Source organism: Luteibacter yeojuensis (assembly GCF_000964085.1).
Lineage (GTDB): Bacteria > Pseudomonadota > Gammaproteobacteria > Xanthomonadales > Rhodanobacteraceae > Luteibacter > Luteibacter yeojuensis_A.
This window is the reverse complement of sequence record NZ_JZRB01000030.1, coordinates 59779-79772: the sequence shown is the minus strand read 5'-3', so window position 1 is coordinate 79772 and position 19994 is coordinate 59779. Positions and strand designations below refer to the sequence as shown.

19 protein-coding genes are annotated in these 19994 nt (G+C 67.8%); 12 read left to right on the top strand and 7 right to left on the bottom strand.

Features of this window, described 5'->3' with window-relative positions:
- Window positions 1–214: 214 nt before the first annotated feature.
- Genes VI08_RS14360 through VI08_RS14350 form a run of 3 tightly spaced genes read right to left on the bottom strand, consistent with a single transcriptional unit; the run spans window position 215 to window position 2987 of the window.
- Complete coding sequence (locus VI08_RS14360) at window positions 215–1372, bottom strand: glycosyltransferase family 4 protein (protein WP_045830287.1); 1158 nt, start codon at window positions 1370–1372, stop codon at window positions 215–217.
- Window positions 1369–2121 carry a class I SAM-dependent methyltransferase gene (locus VI08_RS14355; protein ID WP_045830286.1) on the bottom strand — a complete coding sequence of 251 codons (753 nt, stop codon included), beginning with the start codon at window positions 2119–2121 and terminating at the stop codon, window positions 1369–1371. Before VI08_RS14355 ends, VI08_RS14360 begins: the two co-directional genes overlap by 4 nt.
- Window positions 2118–2987: a glycosyltransferase family 2 protein gene (locus VI08_RS14350; RefSeq protein ID WP_045830285.1), complete on the bottom strand. Its 870-nt coding sequence runs from the start codon at window positions 2985–2987 to the stop codon at window positions 2118–2120. The genes VI08_RS14355 and VI08_RS14350 overlap by 4 nt, the downstream gene beginning before the upstream one ends.
- 149 nt (window positions 2988–3136) lie before the next feature.
- Between VI08_RS14350 and pilB the strand changes: the two genes are divergently transcribed.
- The 4 genes from pilB (at window position 3137) to coaE (ending at window position 7771) form a co-directional block, all read left to right on the top strand.
- Window positions 3137–4864, top strand: a complete 1728-nt coding sequence (gene pilB / locus VI08_RS14345; RefSeq protein ID WP_045830284.1) for a type IV-A pilus assembly ATPase PilB — start codon at window positions 3137–3139, stop codon at window positions 4862–4864.
- Window positions 4865–4956: 92 nt separating this feature from the next.
- Window positions 4957–6222 (top strand): type II secretion system F family protein, encoded by a 1266-nt coding sequence (locus tag VI08_RS14340; protein WP_045830283.1) that lies wholly within the window; start codon window positions 4957–4959, stop codon window positions 6220–6222.
- An 80-nt stretch (window positions 6223–6302) separates the two neighbouring features.
- Entirely contained in the window at window positions 6303–7172 is an 870-nt protein-coding gene (locus VI08_RS14335; protein WP_045830282.1) for a prepilin peptidase, read from the top strand.
- Window positions 7169–7771 (top strand): dephospho-CoA kinase, encoded by a 603-nt coding sequence (gene coaE, locus VI08_RS14330; protein WP_045830281.1) that lies wholly within the window; start codon window positions 7169–7171, stop codon window positions 7769–7771. Before VI08_RS14335 ends, coaE begins: the two co-directional genes overlap by 4 nt.
- 59 nt (window positions 7772–7830) lie before the next feature.
- Here the strand turns inward: coaE and VI08_RS14325 are convergent, their stop codons facing one another.
- Both VI08_RS14325 and VI08_RS14320 read right to left on the bottom strand, forming a co-directional pair.
- Window positions 7831–9084 (bottom strand): putative bifunctional diguanylate cyclase/phosphodiesterase, encoded by a 1254-nt coding sequence (locus tag VI08_RS14325; RefSeq protein WP_045830280.1) that lies wholly within the window; start codon window positions 9082–9084, stop codon window positions 7831–7833.
- A complete protein-coding gene (locus VI08_RS14320; RefSeq protein ID WP_269745848.1) occupies window positions 9081–10286 on the bottom strand; it encodes an HD-GYP domain-containing protein in 1206 nt (401 codons plus the stop codon). The genes VI08_RS14325 and VI08_RS14320 overlap by 4 nt, the downstream gene beginning before the upstream one ends.
- A gap of 173 nt (window positions 10287–10459) precedes the next feature.
- Here VI08_RS14320 and msrA point away from each other — a divergent pair, with 173 nt between their 5' ends.
- Window positions 10460–11134, top strand: a complete 675-nt coding sequence (gene msrA / locus VI08_RS14315; protein WP_045830278.1) for a peptide-methionine (S)-S-oxide reductase MsrA — start codon at window positions 10460–10462, stop codon at window positions 11132–11134.
- A gap of 91 nt (window positions 11135–11225) precedes the next feature.
- Here the strand turns inward: msrA and hutU are convergent, their stop codons facing one another.
- Both hutU and VI08_RS14305 read right to left on the bottom strand, forming a co-directional pair.
- Window positions 11226–12896: a urocanate hydratase gene (hutU, locus tag VI08_RS14310; protein WP_045830277.1), complete on the bottom strand. Its 1671-nt coding sequence runs from the start codon at window positions 12894–12896 to the stop codon at window positions 11226–11228.
- A gap of 125 nt (window positions 12897–13021) precedes the next feature.
- Entirely contained in the window at window positions 13022–13423 is a 402-nt protein-coding gene (locus VI08_RS14305) for a hypothetical protein (protein ID WP_045830276.1), read from the bottom strand.
- A gap of 64 nt (window positions 13424–13487) precedes the next feature.
- Between VI08_RS14305 and VI08_RS14300 the strand changes: the two genes are divergently transcribed.
- The 7 genes from VI08_RS14300 to VI08_RS14270 all read left to right on the top strand — a co-directional run bounded on the left by VI08_RS14300 (window position 13488) and on the right by VI08_RS14270 (window position 19919).
- On the top strand, window positions 13488–14726 hold the full coding sequence (locus tag VI08_RS14300; protein ID WP_045830275.1) for an ectonucleotide pyrophosphatase/phosphodiesterase: 1239 nt from the start codon (window positions 13488–13490) through the stop codon (window positions 14724–14726).
- Window positions 14727–14765: 39 nt separating this feature from the next.
- Window positions 14766–15158 carry a DUF2007 domain-containing protein gene (locus VI08_RS14295; protein WP_045830274.1) on the top strand — a complete coding sequence of 131 codons (393 nt, stop codon included), beginning with the start codon at window positions 14766–14768 and terminating at the stop codon, window positions 15156–15158.
- Window positions 15159–15809 (top strand): biliverdin-producing heme oxygenase, encoded by a 651-nt coding sequence (locus VI08_RS14290; RefSeq protein WP_045830273.1) that lies wholly within the window; start codon window positions 15159–15161, stop codon window positions 15807–15809.
- The gene (locus VI08_RS14285) at window positions 15802–17379 is read left to right on the top strand and encodes a GAF domain-containing protein (RefSeq protein ID WP_052697971.1); all 1578 of its coding nucleotides are present in this window, start codon (window positions 15802–15804) and stop codon (window positions 17377–17379) included. Before VI08_RS14290 ends, VI08_RS14285 begins: the two co-directional genes overlap by 8 nt.
- A gap of 37 nt (window positions 17380–17416) precedes the next feature.
- Window positions 17417–18118 (top strand): arginyltransferase, encoded by a 702-nt coding sequence (locus VI08_RS14280; protein WP_045830272.1) that lies wholly within the window; start codon window positions 17417–17419, stop codon window positions 18116–18118.
- 39 nt (window positions 18119–18157) lie between these two features.
- Window positions 18158–18946, top strand: a complete 789-nt coding sequence (locus tag VI08_RS14275) for an ABC transporter substrate-binding protein (RefSeq protein ID WP_045830271.1) — start codon at window positions 18158–18160, stop codon at window positions 18944–18946.
- Window positions 18947–19070: 124 nt separating this feature from the next.
- Window positions 19071–19919: a tetratricopeptide repeat protein gene (locus VI08_RS14270; protein ID WP_045830270.1), complete on the top strand. Its 849-nt coding sequence runs from the start codon at window positions 19071–19073 to the stop codon at window positions 19917–19919.
- The last annotated feature ends 75 nt before the right edge of the window (window positions 19920–19994 follow it).

The following is a 19994-nucleotide window of genomic DNA, read 5'->3' as shown; positions in this document are numbered from 1 at the left end:
CGCGCGTAAGCGGCCGCGAGTGACTCGTCGGACGGCCTTGGATCTGGATAGAGGCTTTTGCAGCCCGCGCACCGCCACACCTGCCATCGATCAGCGTCGGCCGGGTCGAGATGATCGAATACTCCCGAGGCGTGAAGCACGCGAGCCCGCGCGCCGCACGCAGGGCATGCGTCGACACGCGCGAGCGCGCCGCCGCGCCAAAGCGTCGCCTCGCTCATGGCTCTGCCGCCGCTCGCGAGGTGGAAGCCGCCAATGCCTGTGTCATTTGCGCGCCGAAACGTGGCCAGCCAAAACCGGACGCGAAGCGCAGACAACCTTCGGCATAGCCGGCGCGCCCGCGCCGGATGACATCGTCCAGGGCCGCGGCGAACAGCGATGCGTTGCCCGCCGCCACCAGGATCCCCGACTCGCCCTGAGCGACTGCGTCAGGCACGCCGCCCACGGCATACGCGACAGTCGGCAAGCCATGGGCGGCGGCTTCAATGGCGACCATGCCGAAACCCTCCACGTCGCCTGGCACCGCCACGACAGGGAACACATGCACATCGGCGTCGCGATAGGCCGCCGCCAAGCTGGCTTCATCCACCGGGCCAACTATGGCGACGTGCGCACCGAGGCCGGCCGTCGACACCGCGGCGCGCAGCGCTTCTACGTGGCCCGTGCCGCCCACTAGGGCATCGACAGCATCACCACCGACCACCGCAAGGCGCATACCGGGATGCCTCGCCACCAAGGCGGGAAGCACATCCTGAACGAACGCAGTCAAGCCCTTGCGACGTGTCAGACGCCCTACAGAGAGCAACAGCGGGCCGTCGCCCAAGCCATGTGCCCGACGGAATGACCCATCGCCTTTGGCATGTGCCGGTAGGCTCGTGCCGGGATTGATAATGCGGATGCGGCTCCGTGCGATGCCTGCGTCCTGGGCGAGCGACGCCGTGTTCCGGCTGTTTGAAAGGACCAGCGTTACCCGGCGAATGCAGGGCAACCACACGCGCCGGTACAGCGCGTGGTCTACGATGATGTCTAGCCCGTGTAGGTAAAGTGCGGTCGCCGATGCCCACAGGCCGGCCATGCACACGATCGGCGCAACCAGCCCGCTACCGCCGACGACCCATCGCGGCCTACGCCGGAAAGCACACCAGGTGGCCGCGAAAAAGGCCCAGGCCAGGAACCCGCCAACACCGCCCAGCGGGCTTGTGAGCAGGCGGGTCGACGGGTGCCAGCCGGAACCGGGATCCGTACCCTTGGGCGCGATCACCGTGACATCGAACGTGGATGACAGCGTAGCAACCATCTCATCGTTGAGGCGCTCCATCCCGCCACGCAACGGAGGCAGGTTCCGCGTCACCATGAGCAACGACGACCGGTTCATCGGCCGCGCGTCGCTTGATCCATGCTTTGCCGACGGGTCGCATAGTGATAGACCTGGTACTGCCACTTGATAGGCCAACATGCAAGAAGCAGGGCCTGCATCGCCCTCGCAGGCCATGTGTACCAGCGCGCATGGGTGATCCAGCCGATACCCAGCGGGTGCAGGTCGCGTCGCCGATGAGTTACATCGAGGCCGACGGAGCTAAACAGCTCGGCCCAGGCATTGAGCGACAGTACATCCTCTTTCACCTTGACCTGGTGCGTTCCCCCATACAACCGCAACCGCCGCGTGAGGAAACCCGCGTTCGGCACGAGCAAAAGGAATTCCGCGCCTGGCTTCGCCACGCGCATCATCTCCCTCAGGGCCGCCGGCTTGTCGAGAAAGTGCTCCAGCGAACCCATGCAGGTCACGACATCGAAAGTGGCGTCATCGAAGGGGAGTATCTCCGCTGCACCTACCCGCAGATTGCCTAGCGGATACGTACGCTGCGCGGCTTCAATGGCTTTAGCCGAGAGGTCGATGCCACTGATGCTCTTGGCACCCATGCGCAGGAAGTGGCCCAGCCACGCGCCCGTTCCGCACGCCACGTCCAGGACGTCACCGCCACGTACGTTTGCGAGGTCGGAGGCGGCCACCCGGCAGTGCCAGGGCAGCGACCCAATGCCCTGCTCCTTGCCGTAGTACTCCCTGTCGTAAAATGACCGAATCGTCTCAAGTTCGCGTTCTTCCTGCGGCGTGAAATGGGTCATGGTTGCTCACGCCCGTCGACGGGCCGGTAGGTCAGCGCCGTGATCTGCTCGGATACCAGGCCAATCAGGAAGACGATGACGGCGGCACTCCACATCAGCGCGCTGCCATTCGTGAGCCGCCCTTCAAGGAAGAACGTGCGCGCGTAGTTCGCGCAGCCAAGCATGAAGAATAATGCGCTGGCTGGGAAAAACAGCTTGAGCGGCGAATACAGCGTGGCGATCTTGAAGATGATGAGCAGGAAGCGCACCCCATCCTTGACCGGCTTGATGTGGCTCTTCCCTACCCGCTCGGCGGCCTTGATGGGTTCATAGGCTACGCCATAGGCGCTACGGAAAAACGCCATGGTGCTGGTCGTGGGGTACGAGAACCCATTGGGCAGCAGGTGCAGGAACTCGCGGAAGCGGCTGGCCCGAGCCACGCGGAAGCCTGAAGTGAGGTCGGCCACCTTCTGGCCTGTCATCTTGCTGGCCAGCCAGTTGTAGACCGTATTGGCGACCCCGCGGCCCACGCCCGCCTGGCTTTCCCAGTCGCGGGCGCCGACCACCATGTCGAACCCCTGGTCGAGGCGCGCGAGGAGGCGCGCGATGTCGGCCGGGTCGTGCTGGCCATCGCCATCCATGAAAACGAGGATCTCGCCCGTGGCGGCGCGGGCACCGCGCTTGATCGCCGCGCCATTGCCCATGGAATACGGGGACGACAGGCACTGGACACCCGCCGCATCGCAGGTGGCCCGGGTATCGTCGGTCGACCCATCGTCGACCACGATGATCTCGGCCCCCGGCTGGGCGGCGGTGAGGCGTGGCAGAAGGTCTTTTAGGGCGGCCGCCTCGTTCTTGGCGGGCAGGATGATGCTGATACGACTCAAGGTTTGTCCCCGTTGGCCGACGCATCATAAGACATTGGCCACATCCGGGGCATGCCAGCCCGGCCGAATCGCAGTTTTCACGATTCCGACGTGACCGATACCACATTCTGGAGTAGATTCAGCACCATATACCGGGGATCAGACTGACCATGGCAACTCAGATGCACCAGCCCACGCTAGCGGGCCTGACCGGCATGGCCAGGCGGCTCGTCACCGAGGGTGTCCTGGGCGAGGCAGAGGTCCGCAAGGCCGTCCAGGATGCCGCCGACAAGCGCAGCTCGCTCTCCGCGTGGCTGGTTGACCACCACCTGGTCGACAGCAGCAAGCTGTCGCAGGTGGCCTCGGCGGAATTTGGCATGCCGCTGATGGATATCGGCAGCATGGTGCCGGGCAACATGCCGCTCGAGCTGGTCACCGAGGCCCTCATCACCAAGCACCAGGCGCTGCCGCTGTTCAAGCGCGGCAAGCGCCTGTTCGTCGGCATCGCCGACCCGATGCAGTCGCACGCGCTGGACGAGATCAAGTTCCATTCCAACCACATGGTGGAGCCTGTGCTGGTCGAGCGCGGCCAGCTGCGCCGCATCATCGATTCGGCGCTGTCGGCGCTCAATGCCACCGTGCCGGCCTTCGATGATTCGTCGCTGGATGAGCTGGCCCTGGACGTGGGTGGTGACGACGGCGATGTCGCCACGGGCATCGACGCCAATGCGAACGACGATGCCCCCATCGTCAAGTTCGTTAACAAAATCCTCGTGGACGCGATCAAGCGCGGCGCCTCGGATATCCACTTCGAGCCGTTCGAAACCGTCTATCGCGTCCGCTTGCGCATGGATGGCATCCTGCGCATCGTGGCCAGCGCGCCGATAAAGCTGGGCACCCGCATCGCCTCGCGCCTGAAGGTCATGAGCGGCCTGGATATCGCCGAGCGCCGCGTGCCGCAGGACGGCCGCATCAAGCTCAACCTCACCAAGACCCGCGCCATCGACTTCCGCGTCAGCACGCTGCCCACCCTGTTTGGCGAGAAGATCGTGCTGCGCATCCTCGATGGCTCGTCCGCCAAGCTCGGCATCGACAAGCTGGGTTACGAGGATGTCCAGAAACAGCTTTACCTCGATGCCATCGAGAAGCCCTACGGAATGGTGCTGGTCACCGGCCCCACGGGCTCGGGCAAGACAGTGTCGCTGTACACGGCCCTCAACATCCTGAACGTGGAGGGGCGCAATATCTCCACGGTGGAAGACCCGGTCGAAATCCGCGTCGAGGGCATCAACCAGGTGCAGCAGAACACCAAGCGCGGCATGACCTTCGCCGCCGCGCTGCGCTCGTTCCTGCGCCAGGATCCGGACGTCATCATGGTCGGCGAAATCCGCGACCTGGAAACCGCCGAGATCGCCGTCAAGGCGGCCCAGACGGGCCACATGGTGCTCTCCACGCTGCACACCAACGACGCGCCGCAGACCATCTCGCGCCTGATGAACATGGGCATCGCGCCCTACAACATCACGTCGTCGGTGACGCTCATCATCGCCCAGCGCCTGGCCCGCCGCCTGCACGACTGCAAGCGCCAGATCAGCCTTCCCGCCGCTGCCCTCCTCGCCGAGGGCTATACCCAGGATGAAATCGACGCGGGCATGACCATTTACGAGGCGGTCGGCTGCGATGGCTGCAACGAGGGTTACAAGGGCCGCGTGGGCATCTACCAGGTCATGCCGATGGTCGAGGACATCCAGAAGATCGTGCTCGAGGGCGGCAACGCCCTGCAGATCGCCGAGGTGGCCCGCAAGGCCGGCATCAACGACCTGCGTGCCTCGGCCCTGCTCAAGGTCAAAAATGGCGTCACCAGCCTGGCGGAGATCAACCGCGTCACCAAGGACTGATACCGTTCCTGTGCGCCAGGCGGCAGAAAGCCGCTCACCAAAGCTTCACACTAGAATAAAAGCGTAAAACCATCCGGGGGGAAACACGCGTCATGGCCATTGCCAACGCCACCAAGAACGCGCGCGCCGTGGGCACCGCGCGCGCCGATGTCAACAAGCTCACCACCTACGACTGGACCGCCCTCGACAAGCGTGGCAAGCGCATGAAGGGCGACATGCAGGCGAAGAACGCTTCGCTGGTCAAGGCCGAGCTGCGCCGCCAGGGCATGAACCCCCAGCAGGTGCGCGAGCGGGCGAAGCCGCTGTTTGGCTCGTCCGGCAAAACGGTGAAACCCAAGGACGTTGCCATCTTCAGCCGCCAGATCGCCACCATGATGGCGTCCGGCGTTCCCATGGTGCAGGCCTTCGATATCATCGCCAACGGCCAGAAGAACCCCAAGTTCAAGGACATGCTGGTCAACGTGAAGACCAGCATCGAAGGCGGTTCGGCACTCCACGAGGCCCTGGCGCTGTATCCCGTGCAATTCGACGAGCTGTACCGCAACCTGGTGCACGCCGGTGAATCCGCGGGCGTGCTCGATACCGTGCTCGATACCGTGGCCACCTACAAAGAGCGCATGGAGAGCATCAAGGCCAAGATCAAGAAGGCCTTGTTCTACCCCATCATGGTGCTCGTGGTGGCGCTCCTGGTCTCGATGATCCTGCTGCTCTTCGTGGTGCCGGTGTTCGAGCAGACCTTTGCCGAGGCCAAGGCGGAGCTGCCTGCGCCCACGCAGTTCGTCGTGGCCGCCTCCAAGTTCATGCAGTCATATTGGTGGGTCGTCATCGGCATCATCATCGGCTCGGTGTTCGCGCTCATCTTCGCCAAGAAACGCTCGCAGAAATTCGCCCATTTCCTCGACCGCTTCTCGCTGCGCATCCCGGTCATCGGCGACCTGCTCCACAAATCGGCCATCGCCCGCTTCGCCCGCACCCTGGGCGTCACGTTCCACGCCGGTGTACCGCTCGTGGAAGCCCTGGACGCGGTCTCCGGCGCCACCGGCAGCGTGGTGTATGGCGAGGCCGTGATGCAGATGCGCGATGACATCTCGGTGGGCCACCAGCTCCAGCTGTCGATGCGCCAGGTGAACCTGTTCCCCAACATGGTGGTGCAGATGGTGGCCATCGGCGAGGAATCCGGCTCGCTCGACCACATGCTGTTCAAGGTGGCGGAGTTCTACGAGGAAGAGGTGAATACCGCGGTGGATACGCTCAGCAGCCTGCTCGAGCCGTTCATCATGGTGATCCTCGGTGTCCTCGTCGGCGGCATGGTCATCTCGCTCTACCTGCCCATCTTCAAGCTCGCTGGCACGGTCTAAGCAACCGTCCGCCACGCAAGGCACAATGAGAGCCCCCTGCCCCGCGGCAGGGGGCTTTTTTTCTGGACCACGGACACGCCATGCCCGACCTGCCCCTCGCTGCCTGGACCGCCCTCGCCGCCGCCCTCGGCCTCCTGGTCGGCAGCTTCCTCAACGTGGTGATCCTGCGCGTGCCCGCGCGCATGCAGGCCGACTGGCGCCGGCAGGCGCGCGAGGTGCTCGAGCTGCCGGAGGCCGACGAGCCGCGCCCGCCGGGCATCGTGGTCGAGGGCTCGCACTGCCCCAGGTGCAAGCACAGGCTTGCCGCGCGCGACAACATCCCGGTGCTGGGCTGGCTGATGCTGCGCGGCCGCTGCCGCTATTGCGGCGAGCCCATCTCGATCCAGTACCCCTTGGTGGAATTGCTCACCGGGCTCGCCAGCGCGGCCATCGTGTGGCGGTTCGGGCCCACGCCTGGCGCCCTGGCGGCGCTGGTACTCACGTGGTTCCTCGTTGCCCTGTCGGGCATCGACGCGCGCACCCAGCTGCTGCCCGATGAACTGAACTACCCGCTGCTGTGGATCGGCCTGGGGCTGTCGCTGCTCCCCGCGTGGCAGCCGCTGCCCGTGTCGCCCGCGGCCGCCATCCTCGCCGCGCTTATCGGCTACCTCAGCCTGTGGAGCGTCTACCAGGCGTTTCGCCTGCTCACGGGCAAGGAGGGCATGGGCTACGGCGATTTCAAACTGCTGGCCGCGCTGGGTGCGTGGATGGGCCCGGTGGCCCTCCTCCCCATCATCATGTTGTCGTCGCTCATCGGCGCCATCGTCGGTGGCTCGCTCATGCTGTTCTTCAAGCACCAGCGCGACGTGCCCATCCCGTTTGGCCCCTACATCGCGGCGGCCGGCTGGGTCTGGCTGGTGGCCGGCAACGATATCCTTGGCGCCTACCTGCGTCTCACGGGCGTGCAGTGACCCACTACGTCGTCGCCCTCACCGGGGGCATCGCCTCGGGCAAGAGCGCCGTCGAGCGGCGCTTCGAGGCCCTCGGCGTGCGGGCGTACGATGCCGATGCCGCCGCGCGCGCCGTGGTCGAACCGGGGTCGGAGGCCCTGGCCGAGGTGGTGCGGGTGTTCGGCGCCACCGCGCTGGATGGCGAAGGGCGCCTCGACCGCGCGGCGATGCGCCAGCGCGTGTTCGACGACCCGGGGGCGCGCACCACGCTCGAAGGCATCCTCCATCCGCGCATCCGCACCTGGCTGCGCGACGCGGCCGCCGCGGACACGGGGCCTTACTGCATCCTTTCCATTCCATTGCTGGTGGAAAACCGTGCGCACTACGCGTGGGTCGATCGCATCCTTGTCGTCGATGCGGCCGAAGACGTGCGCGTCGCGCGGCTGGTCCGGCGTGATGGCATCGATGAGGCGCTGGCGCAGAAGATGATCGCCGCGCAGGCATCGCGGGAGGCCCGGTTGGCTATTGCGGATGATGTGGTCGTGAATGAGGGGGACGAGGCAAGCCTCGATGGGCAGGTGCGGGCATTGCACCTGCGTTATGTTGGGTTATCGCGCTAGGAGCTATCGCGCGCAAGCGTGCTCCCACAGGGCACTCCCACAGGGCGCGCCTGCATGGCTCACACCATCGCGGCGGCGGCGAGGCGTTCGGCGACGAACGTTTCGGCGTGCATGGGGCGGCCGATGTGGTAGCCCTGCACGATGTCGCAGTCCATCGCCACCAGGCGCAGCAGGGTCTCTTCGTTCTCCACGCCTTCGGCCACGCATTCCAGGTCGAGGCGGTGCGCCACTTCGACCATGGCGCGCACCACCTGCTCGGTGCGCGGATCGGTGAGCATCGCATCGACGAAACTCTTGTCGATCTTCAGCTCGGTGGCCGGGAAGTGGCGCAGGTACGCGAACGAGGCGTAACCCGTGCCGAAGTCATCGATGGCCACGCGCACGCCCCGGTCGCGCAGGCGGCGCAGCACGCGCACGCTCATGTCGAGGTCGGTAAGCAACGCGGTTTCGGTGATCTCGACGATGGTGGCCTCGGCGGGCACGCCCCAGATTTCAAGCGCACCCAGCAACTGTTCGGCGAAGCCCTGTTCGGCGAACACGCGCGGCGAGAGGTTGATGGCCACGTCGAGGGGGCAACCACCCCGGTGTAGCGCCGCCGCGTGGCGCAGCGATGCGTTGAGGCTCCAGCGCGTCAGCGGCACGATGAGGTCGCTGCGCTCGGCGAAGGGCACGAAATCGGACGGCGGCACGTTGCCGTAGGCGGCGGTATGCCAGCGCGCCAGCGATTCCACGCTGACGATCTCGCCCTTGCGCAGGTCGTAGAGCGGCTGGAACATCACGTCGAGCTTGTTCGCGGCGATATCCTCGCGCAGCTCGGTGTAGAGGATCTCCACCGGCGTGATTTCCGGCTGGTAGATGGCGAACGGCTCGCCGATGCGCACGGCCTCGTCGTGGGCCAGCTCGGCGCGGCGGTACAGCAGCTCGGCGTCCGTGCCATGTTCGGGGCACAGCGCCACGCCGACGACCACGCGGCCATGCCAGTTGCGGTCGCCGTGCGCCAGCGGGGCGTCATCGAACGCGCCCACGATGCGCGTGGCGGCCAGCAGCGCATGGGTGCGGTTGCGGATGGTGGGCAGCACGACGACGAAGCTATCGTCGCCCGAAAGGTAAACCGTATCGACGTGGCGAAGCACCGAGACGATGCGTTCGCGCGCGGCGAGCATCACCTCATCGCCGAACTCGTAGCCAAAGCGCAGCTGGGCCTCGCGCATGCCGCGCAGGCGCACCACCAGCAGCGCGCACAGGCCCGCGTCGGGGCGTGCGCGGTCCAGCCGCCCCTGGACGGCGGGAAGCAGGTGGGCGCGGTCGCTCATGACAGGAAGAACTCGGCGGGGTCGATGCCATGGCTGCCGGCCGCCAGCGTGCGCTGGATCTCGCGGTGCACGCCCTCGGACTGGCGCATGAGGTCGACGATGCGGAAGTCGTCGAGCTGTTCTTTTTCGGCGTTGGTGAGGATCGCCACGCGCGGCTGCAGGCGCCGCGACTGGTTCTGCACCATCACGACGGCCACTTCACCCGTGTTGAGCTCCACCAGCGAGCCGGTGGGGTAAACGCCGAGGCACGCCTGGAACTGCTCCACCAGCTCGCCCTGGTATTCACGGTCGCGGCCCTGGTAGAGCTGGCGCAAGGCGAAGTGCTGCGACACCGCCGGGCGGTAGGGGCGCGGCGTGCACATGGCGTGGTAGGTATCGATGATGGCGGCCATGCGGCCCGCGAGCGGGATGGCGGTGCCCGCCAGCCCCTCGGGGTAACCGGTGCCATCGAACCGTTCGTGGTGGGTCAGGACCATGTCCCGCACCTCCGGGTCCTCGACCTGCGAGGCATCGAGGATGGCCATGCCCTCCTCCACGTGGTGCTTCGCCAGGGCCCACTCGCCATCTTCCAGTGGGCCCTGGCGCTCGAGCATCTCGGCGGGAAGTTGGGCCTTGCCGATGTCCATCAGCAGGCCGCCGGCCGCGAGGCTGACGATGGCATCGCCATTGAAGCCCATGTGCCGGCCGAACGCGGCGGCCAGGGTGCTGCAACCCACCGCATGCTGGAACGTATAGCTGTCGTGGCGGCGCAGGCTTTCGATCCAGAAGAAGGCATCGCCGCTGCGCAGCACGCTGGCCACCATGGGCTTCACGGCGTCCTCGACGGCGCCCGGGTCGATGGCCCGCCCGGCGTGGATATCGGCCACCAGCTGCTCGGCGAAGCGCGAGACGGTATCGAAGGCCTCGCGGGCCCGCGGCATCTCGTCGTCGAAGGTCGCCGTGTCGGTGTAGGCATGCTGGGTGACGAGTCGGTTGTTCGCCGCCGGGCGTGCGGGGCGCGCGCCACCGCCGGGTGGCGGCGGGGCCGCCACGCGCTGCACGGTGACGTGGCGCTGGGTGTCGACGAACACGTACTTGCAGAAGCGCGCAAGGCTTTCGATATCCTCGCGGGAGGTGATGGGCACCCCCTGCAATGGAAAGGGCGTGTCCGACCAATCGCAATCGAGGCGACTCACGAACATGCCGATTTCAAGGTCGGACACGAAGACGCGTCGCTCTACCAGGTCGTACGCCACCTTTCCCTGCCTCCTGTCGCTGGGAAACCCATTCTCGTCCGGTACCTATCGGCCGGTTGGCGGCGTACTGTAGGGCGGCGGCCGTAAGAAAACCACGCCGCCCCCGGTCTAATGGCATGTCCCCCGACGGAGAACCCGCCATGCGCCGCCCTGTCTTGTCCGTATTGCTGCTCGCCGCCCTCACCGCCTGCTCGGCCGCCTCGGCCCGCGGCGACGGGGTGAAACTGCCCGCCCCCGCCATGGATGCCGCCCGGGCACCGGGCGAGGCCACGGCGGTGTTCGCGGGGGGCTGCTTCTGGGGTGTAGAGGGCGTCTTCCAGCATGTAAAGGGCGTGAAGAGCGTCCGCGCTGGCTATGCGGGCGGGGACGCAGCCCACGCCAACTACGACGACGTGAGCGAGGGCGATACCGGCCATGCCGAATCCGTGCGGGTGGTGTACGACCCGGCCCAGGTCACCTACGGCCAGCTGCTGCAGGTGTTCTTCTCCGTGGCCATGGACCCCACCCTGCTCAACCGCCAGGGCCCCGACGTGGGCACCCAGTACCGCTCGGCCGTGTTCTACGCCACGCCGGAGCAGGAGAAACTGGCCAGGGCCTACGTGGCCCAGCTGGCCGCGGCCCATGCCTTCACCGGCCCCATCGTCACCCAGGTGGTGCCGCTGAAGGGCTTCTGGCAGGCCGAGGATGAGCACCAGGACTACATGCGGCTCAACCCCGACACCATGTACATCGCCATCAATGACCGGCCCAAGGTGCTGGCCCTGGCGCGCATCTACCCCGAGATCTACACGCCCGGCTGGGCCAACGGCCGCTAAAGGACGCAACCTGTGGTGTGGGAGCGCGCATGCGCGCGATGGCTCTTGCGAAAGAGCATCGCGCGCAAGCGCGCTCCCACAGGTTGGGCTTTCAGGCCATGGGCAGGTTGAGGCCCTGCTCCTTCGCGCAGGCGATGGCCTCGTCGTAGCCGGCGTCGGCGTGGCGCATGACGCCCGTGCCGGGGTCGTTCCACAGCACCCGCGCGATGCGCTTGTCGGCCGCCTCGCTGCCGTCGCAGACGATGACCACGCCGCTGTGCTGGCTGTAACCCATGCCCACGCCGCCGCCGTGGTGCAGGCTCACCCAGGTGGCGCCGCCTGCGACGTTGAGCATGGCGTTGAGCAGCGGCCAGTCGCTCACGGCGTCGCTGCCATCACGCATCGCCTCGGTCTCGCGGTTGGGGCTGGCCACCGAGCCGGAATCGAGGTGGTCGCGGCCGATGACCACCGGGGCTTTCAGCTCGCCGTTGCGGACCATCTCGTTGAACGCGAGGCCCAGGCGGTGGCGCTGGCCGAGGCCCACCCAGCAGATGCGGGCCGGCAGGCCCTGGAAGCTGATGCGCTCGCGGGCCATGTCGAGCCAGCGGTGCAGGTGCGGGTCGTCGGGGATGAGTTCCTTCACCTTGGCATCGGTTTTGTAGATGTCCTCCGGGTCGCCCGAGAGCGCCACCCAGCGGAACGGGCCCACGCCGCGACAGAACAGCGGGCGGACGAACGCCGGCACGAAGCCCGGGAACGCGAACGCCTCGGCGAGGCCCTCGTCCTTCGCCACCTGGCGGATGTTGTTGCCGTAGTCGAAGGTGGGCACGCCCTGCGCATGGAACGCCAGCATGGCTTCGACATGGCGGCGCATGGAGGCCTTGGCGGCCTTGGCGGTGCCGGCCGGGTCGCTCTTGCGGCGCTCGAACCATTCCTCCACCGACCAGCCCGACGGCAGGTAACCGTTCACCGGGTCGTGGGCGCTGGTCTGGTCGGTGACGGCATCGGGGCGCACGCCGCGGCGCACCAGCTCCGGCAGTACGTCGGCCGCATTGCCCAGCAGGGCGACCGAGACGGCCCGGCCTTCCTTCGCGTAGCGCGCCATGCGCGCCAGCGCGTCGTCGAGGTCGGTGGCCTGCTCATCCACGTAACGGGTTTTCAGGCGGAAATCGATGCGGCTCTGCTGGCACTCGATGGTGAGCGACGAAGCGCCCGCCAGGCTGGCCGCGAGCGGCTGCGCGCCACCCATGCCGCCCAGGCCGGCGGTGAGCACCCAGCGGCCGGCAAGCTTGCCACCGTAGTGCTGGCGGCCCATCTCGACGAAGGTTTCGTACGTGCCCTGCACGATGCCCTGCGACCCGATGTAGATCCACGAACCGGCCGTCATCTGGCCGTACATCATGAGGCCCTTGCGGTCGAGTTCGTTGAAGTGCTCCCAGTTGGCCCACGCGGGCACCAGGTTGGAGTTGGCGATGAGCACGCGCGGGGCGTCGGGGTGCGACGGGAACACACCCACCGGCTTGCCCGACTGCACCAGCAGGGTTTCGTCGTCGTTGAGCTCGCGCAGGCTGCGCAGGATGGCGTCGAAGGCTTCCCAGTTACGTGCAGCGCGGCCGATGCCGCCGTACACCACGAGCTCGGCCGGGTTCTCGGCCACCTCGGGGTCGAGGTTGTTCTGCAGCATGCGGAACGGGGCCTCGGTGAGCCAGCTCTTGCAGGTGAGGTCGGTACCACGCGGGGCGCGGACGGTGCGGGTGGTGTCGATGCGCGTGAAGGCCGTCATCGGGGGCTCCATGGGGGTGTGGAAGCGAATCCCCGATTATGGGCCGCGCACCCAAGGCTGGGCCATGTGCATCGCAACAGAAACCCGCCCGGGTCATGTGGGAGAACCCTGCCACAGAAAAGCGATTAGCGGGTTGAGCCCGTCGCAGGGCGGGCGTTCTGCTGGTTCTGCTGGTCCTGGTAGCGCTGTGCGGCTGCGTCCTGGCGCGCGCGGTACTGCTGTTGTTGCGCCCGGTCGGCGTTATCCAGCTGGTTCTGCAGGTTGGGGTCGGTGGCGGCGTTGCGTTGCTGGTTCATGGTGTTCTGGCGGTTCTGCTCCTGCACCGCGTTCTGGTTCTGCCGGTTGATCAGCCGCTGCTGGTCGGCCTGGCGCTGCCACTGCTGGCTGGCGTTGGGCACGGGCGTATAGACCTTGGGCTTGGGCGGCGGCGTGGCGGCCGCGGGCCGGGACGGCTGGGTCTGCGCCATGGCGGCGGCGGGCAGGGCCGCGAGGAGGAAGAGCATGAACTTGCGTGATGCTTTGGTCATCTGACTCGTCCATCATGTCGGGATTGTCTTTCGATCCGAGCCTACGCTTAACCCCATGAATGCCATGTTGCCCCGCCTCCAGCATCTCTTCACGGTGCTGTGCCTGGTGGCGCTGGCGGGCTGCGCGACGCGCCCCGCCGTGCCCGTGAAGCCCCCCGCCCACCCTGTCCTGCTGGTTTCCATCGACGCCTTCCGCGCCGATTACCTCGACCGCCACATCACCCCCAACCTGCAAGCGCTCGCGGATGACGGCGCGCGTGCGGCCTACATGCTGCCTTCGTTCCCGTCGCTGACGTTCCCCAACCACTACACCCTGGTGACGGGCCGCGTCCCCGACCGCAACGGCATCGTCAACAACACGATGCGCGACCCGGCATTGGGCAAGTTCAGCCTCGGCAACCGTGCGGCCACGGCCGATGGCCGCTGGTGGGCCGAAGCCGAGCCCATCTGGGTCACGGCGCAAAAGCACGGGCTGCGCACGGCCACCATGTTCTGGCCCGGCACCGAGGCGGCGATCCACGGCGTGCGCCCCGACCACTGGATACCGTTTGATGATTCGCTCTCGTCGCGCGCCCGCGTCGACAAGCTGATGTCGTGGATCGACGAGCCCGGCCCGAAGCCCGCGTTCGAAACGCTGTACTTCGATGCGGTGGACCATGCCGGGCACAGCTATGGCCCCGATTCACCGGAAGTGGATGCCGCGCTGCGCGAGGTCGATGATGCGCTGGGCTACCTCGTGGCCCAACTCCGCCAGCGGGGCATGTACGAGGGCACCAACCTCGTGGTGGTCTCCGACCACGGCATGGCCGACGTGCCCAAGGGCAACATCGTCTTCTCCGACGACGAGACGAATCTCGACGACCTCGACACCGTGTCGTACGGCGTCATGGCCAGCTTCGCGCCGCGCGAGGGCCGCGACGCCACGCAGGCCATCGCCCGCCTGCTCGGCCCCCATGCGCACATGCACTGCTACCGCAAGGAGGCCCTGCCGGCACGCCTGGATTACGGCAAGAACCCGCGCGTGCCGCCGTTCCTGTGCATGGCCGACATCGGCTGGTCGATCATCAGCCACGCGGACCTCGCAAAGCGAAAGGATCCGATGTCGCGCGGCGAGCATGGCTACGACAACCTCGACCCGAGCATGCGCGCGCTGTTCGTGGCCCACGGCCCTGCCTTCGCCCGCGGCGCGTTGCTGCCCCCGTTCCAGAACGTGGACGTCTATCCGCTGCTGGCCCACCTGCTCGGCCTCGCGCCGTTGCCGAACGATGGGCACCTGGAGGACGTGAAGGCGGCCCTGCGCTGAGCCCCGTCGCTGGCGGGGCGGATGCCGTAGAATCGGGCCATGCGCCAGATCTATACCACCCCCCGCCAGGACAACATCGACCGCGTCGTCGCGCTGCTGGGCGAGCACGGCATCGAGACCACGGTCACCAACCGGACCAGCTTCAACCGCCCCACCTACCAGCGTTTCAGCTATTCCGAGCGCAACACCGACCGCTCGGCGTGGCCGCAGGTGTGGGTGAAGCATGCCGACGACTTCACGAAGGCCCGCGAGCTGCTGAAGGGCATCGGCATCGAGCCGGTGGTGCGTTTCCAGGAAGAACTGCGCGTGCACCGCGCGCCTAGCTTCCACCCGCCCCAGCAACGCACGGCGGCGCGGTTCCGCCTCATGGCCCTGGCCATCGTCGCCGGCGTCATGCTGGTGGTGGTGCTGAAGGCCACCCAGGTCCTCTGAATGGACGGGGCCGCCGACGTCCTCCCCGCCCACCGCCTGCTCCGCGAGCAAACCCGCGCCGCGCACGATGCCGCCGAGGCCTCGGCGGGCATGCGGGCGCTCCTTGGCGGCGCCCTGGACGAGGCCGGCTACCGCGGGCTGCTGGCGGCGCAGCTGCGGCTGTTCCGCGCGTGGGAAGCCGAGCGGGCGGGCGAGATCGCCGCGGTGGCCGGCGCGTGGACGTACGCATCCCGCATACCCAGCCTGGCGGCAGATCTCTCTGTAGGAGCGCACCCCGTGCGCGAAGCCGTTGGCGAAAACGCCACGGGCCCTGTTGCGCCTCGCGAAAAGATGTCGCGCGCGAGCGCGCTCCTACAAGGGCATGAGGCAGCCCGCTCTGTCGACCCGACCTTCTGGGGCGAGCTCTACGTCATCGAAGGCTCCACGCTTGGTGGCCAGGTCATCGTGCGCTATCTGCGCGAACGTTTCCCCGCGTTGCCGCACGCGTTTTACGCCATGGGCGAGCGCGCAACGGGCCAGTGGCGGCATTTCCAGCAGGCGCTCGATGCCGCGCTACCGGGCCCCGCCACGCAACACCCCGCCATCGCCGGCGCGCAACGCATGTTCGCGCGCTACCAAAGGACGCTCGAGGATCCCGGCCACCATGTCTGACCTGCCCGACCTTACCGCCTGCGACCGCGAACCCATCCATATCCCTGGCTCCGTGCAACCGCACGGCGTGCTCATCGTGGCCGACGCCGCGACGAAACAGGTGCTGCAGGTGAGCGAGAACGCCGTCGACCTGCTCGGCCTCGACCTCGACACGCTGCTCGGCGCACCGTTGAACCAGGTGATCACGCTGCCGGCGGTGCTGTTCGACGACGACGAGCGGCCTGCGCACAGCCCGTGGGGCCCGGTGTCGTTCCCGCTCGGCCAGCGGGGCGGCACGTGGCATGCCACCGTGCATGCCTACGACACGCGCTGGATGATCGAGGTGGAGCCCCGCGAGGCCTACTTCGAGGACGACCCCATCCGCGTCGCCTACGACCTGACGCACAAGCTCGAGAACGACGTCACCGTGGAGCGCGCCGCGCAGCGCGTCGCCCGCGCCGTGCGCAACCTGCTCGGCTACGACCGCGTCATGGTCTACCGCTTCGACAACGACTGGCACGGTGAGGTGGTGGCCGAGGCACGCGCCGACGAACTCGAGGCCTACCTCGGCCTGCACTACCCCGCCACCGACATCCCCGTGCAGGCGCGCGCGCTGTACCTGCGCAACCGCGTCCGCCAGATCAGCGATTGCAAATACGTGCCGGCGCGGATCCTGCCCGGCCTCGATCCGCAGACCGGCGAATCGACCGATCTCTCAGATGTCTCGTTGCGCAGCGTCTCGCCCGTGCACCTGGAATACCTGGGCTACATGGGCGTCACCGGCACGCTCGTCGCCTCCATCGTCACCAGCGGCCGCCTGTGGGGCCTCATCGCCTGCCACCACTACAGCCCGTTCTTCGCCGACCACCAGATGCGCGAAGTCACCGACGCCATGGCGCGCGCGTTCGCGTCGCGCGTCTCGGCCATCGAGGAGCTGGCCAAGATCGAGGTGGAATCCACGCTGCTCACGGTGCGCGAGAAACTCATCACCGCGTTCAACGAGAGCGAGCGCATCGATGCCGACCTGCTCGCCTCGCTGGCGCCCGAGCTGCTCGAGGTGGTCGATGCCGACGGCGTGGCGGTGTTCTCGGGCGACCGCGTCATGCGCCACGGCAACCTGCCCGAGGCGGAGGCGCTACTGCGTATCCGCGATGTCGTCGCCGCGCACGAGAACAAGGCGTCGGCCGATGGCATCGCCGGCGTGGAGCACACCGACGAAATCGCCCGTTCGTTCGAGGCGTTGGGCGACCCCGCGATCACCATGCTGGCCGCCGGTGTCATCTTCATGCCACTGCAGGCCGATGCGCACAACGCCGTGGTGTGGACGCGCGCGGAGCAGGTGCGCAACGTGCGCTGGGCCGGTAACCCGGCACTGGCCAAGCTCGAGAACATCCCCGGTGCGCGCCTGTCGCCGCGGCAGAGTTTCGCCGCGTGGCAGGAGACGGTGCGTGGCCGGTCGCGGCCATGGTCGCGCCAGCACCTGGATTCCGCCCGCGGGCTGCGCGTGCTGATCGAGATGATGGAGCGCAAGCACTACCAGCAGCAGCTGGAGCAGCTGCGCGCCTCGCTCGACCTGCCCCCTGGCGGCTAACGCCACGGGGACGGCAACCGGGCTATAACATGGGGCCATGACCGACCGCGTCCGCCTGTTCCAGACCTTGCCGCACACGTGCGGCTATTTCGCCGAGCGGACGGCGCAGAACCTCGTGGTCGACCCGGGCGCGCCCAACCTCGACAAGCTCTACGGCCCGGCCCTGGCCAAGGGCTTCCGCCGCGCCGGCGGCCACCTCTACCTGCCGCAGTGCGCGGCCTGCCAGGCCTGCGTGCCCTGCCGCATCGACGTCGAACGCTTCGCGCCCGACCGCAGCCAGCGCCGTTGCATGGCACGCAACGCCGACCTCACCGTCGCCGAGGCGGCGCCCGGCTTCACGCACGAGCGCCACGCGCTGTATGGGCGCTACCTCCAGGCCCGCCACAGCGGCGGCGGCATGGACGCGGCGGACGCGGACGATTTCCAGCGATTCCTCGCCGCGCCGTGGAGCCCCACCCTGTTCCTCGAGTTCCGCAAGGAGGGCCGCCTGCTTGGGGTGGCCGTCACCGACGTGGCGCTGGCCGGCGTTTCAGCCGTCTATACGTTTTTCGACCCCGACGAGGGTGCCCGCAGCCTCGGGACGTGGGGCATCCTGCAGCAAGTGGCGCTGGCCGACCGCCGCGGCATCCCCTACGTGTACCTGGGGTTCTGGATCGCCGGGCACCCCAAGATGGACTACAAGCGCCGCTTCCATCCGCTGGAAGTACGCCGCCACGGGCGTTGGATCGAAATGCCCTGAGCGGCGACAATCGGGGTTTGAAGCCGTCCAGGACGCCTGATGGGCCCCCGCCGCATCGTTTGCCTCACCGAAGAACCCACCGAAACGCTTTACCTGCTCGGCGAGCAGGCACGCATCGTCGGCATCAGCGGGTTCACCGTCCGGCCGCCCGCCGCGCGCAAGGAGAAGCCCAAGGTCAGCGCCTTCACCAGCGCCAAGGTCGATCGCATCCTCGAGCTCAAGCCCGATATCGCCATCGGGTTCTCCGATATCCAGGCCGATATCGCGCAGGCCCTCATCAAGGCCGGCGTGGAGGTGTGGATAGCCAACCACCGCGGCGTGGATGAGATCCTCGCGTACATCCGCCGCCTGGGCGCGCTGGTGGGCGTGGCGGCGAAGGCCGATGCGCTGGCCGATACGCTCGCGCGCGGCCTCGACGAGGTGCGCGAAGCCTCCTCACGCCTGCCACGCCACCCCACGGTGTATTTCGAGGAATGGGACGAACCGCTGATCTCGGGCATCCGCTGGGTATCGGAGCTCATCGGCATCGCCGGCGGTCGCGAGGCCCTGCCCCACCGCGCCAGCCAGCCGCTGGCGAAGGACCGCATCATCGCCGATCCGGCCGAGGTCATCGCCACGGCACCGGACATCATCATCGGCTCGTGGTGCGGCAAGCGGTTCCGCCCCGAGCAGGTGGCGACGCGGCCCAGTTGGGAAAACGTGCCGGCCGTCCGCGACGGCGAAGTGCATGAAGTGAAGTCGCCGCTCATCCTGCAGCCCGGCCCGGCCGCGCTCACCGATGGCCTCGCCGAACTGCGCCGCATCATCCACGGCTGGGCGCTGCGTTAACGCCGTCAAAATCGTAATTTCCTGCCTCCCGCACGCATGACACCTGTCCCTTGAACGCGCGGCGCGGCCGCCCCAGAGTGGGGGTGCCAGGGCGGTCCCCACCGCCCGCGAACGGAAACGACCCATGCCCAAGCTGCTGCTCACCCTTGCCCTGCTCGTCGCCACGTCGGTGGCGGCGGCCGCCGAATCGCCGAAGGATGTCCAGGCGATGATCGCGCGCGGCGACTACCCGGCTGCCGAAGCCGCGCTGCGCCAGGCCATCAGCGACCACCCGCAGAGCGCCAAGGCGCACTACATCCTGGCCGAGGTGCTGGCGCACGAGGGCAACATCGGCGAGGCGAAGGCGGAGGCCGACAAGGCCGCGACGCTCGACCCGGCCACGCACTTCACCGACCCGGCGAAGTTCGAGGCCTTCCGACAGAAGCTTGGCCAGGCGCTCGCCCCCGCGACGGCCAACCGCACGGCCGCCGCGCCACCCGTGCGCTATAGCGAGCCCCGGCCTGCCGAGCGTGAACGCGGCGGCGGCGGCATCGGCCTCGGCACCATCGTCTTCGTCGGGCTGATCATCGTGGTGGTGGCCTTCCTGTGGTCGCGCCGCCGCCGTACCACGAACCCGTACCAGGGCCAGGGCTACGGGCAGATGCCGCCGCCCCCGCCCGGTGGCCCTTACAACGGCGGCCCGGGTTACCCCGGCTACGCCCCGCCACCCTCTTCGGGCATGGGCTCGACCATCGCCGCGGGCCTCGGCGGCCTCGCGGCCGGCGCCCTGCTCGACGAGGCGCTGCGCTCGCACGAGAACCGCGGAACGGGTGAGACATTGCGCGACCCGGGTGCCTTCGGGGTGGATGCGCCGCGCGAGGACACCTCGACCAGCGCCTACGACGACCTGCGCGACGACCCGATCGACATGGGCAACGACGATAGCTCGTGGGATAGCGGCGATAGCGGCGGCTCCGACGACAACCAGTGGTGATCACCGCCTTCTGACGCGAAGCCGGGCAGGATCGTCGACGGTCAAGCTATCGCCACGCCGAAACGGCAATACACG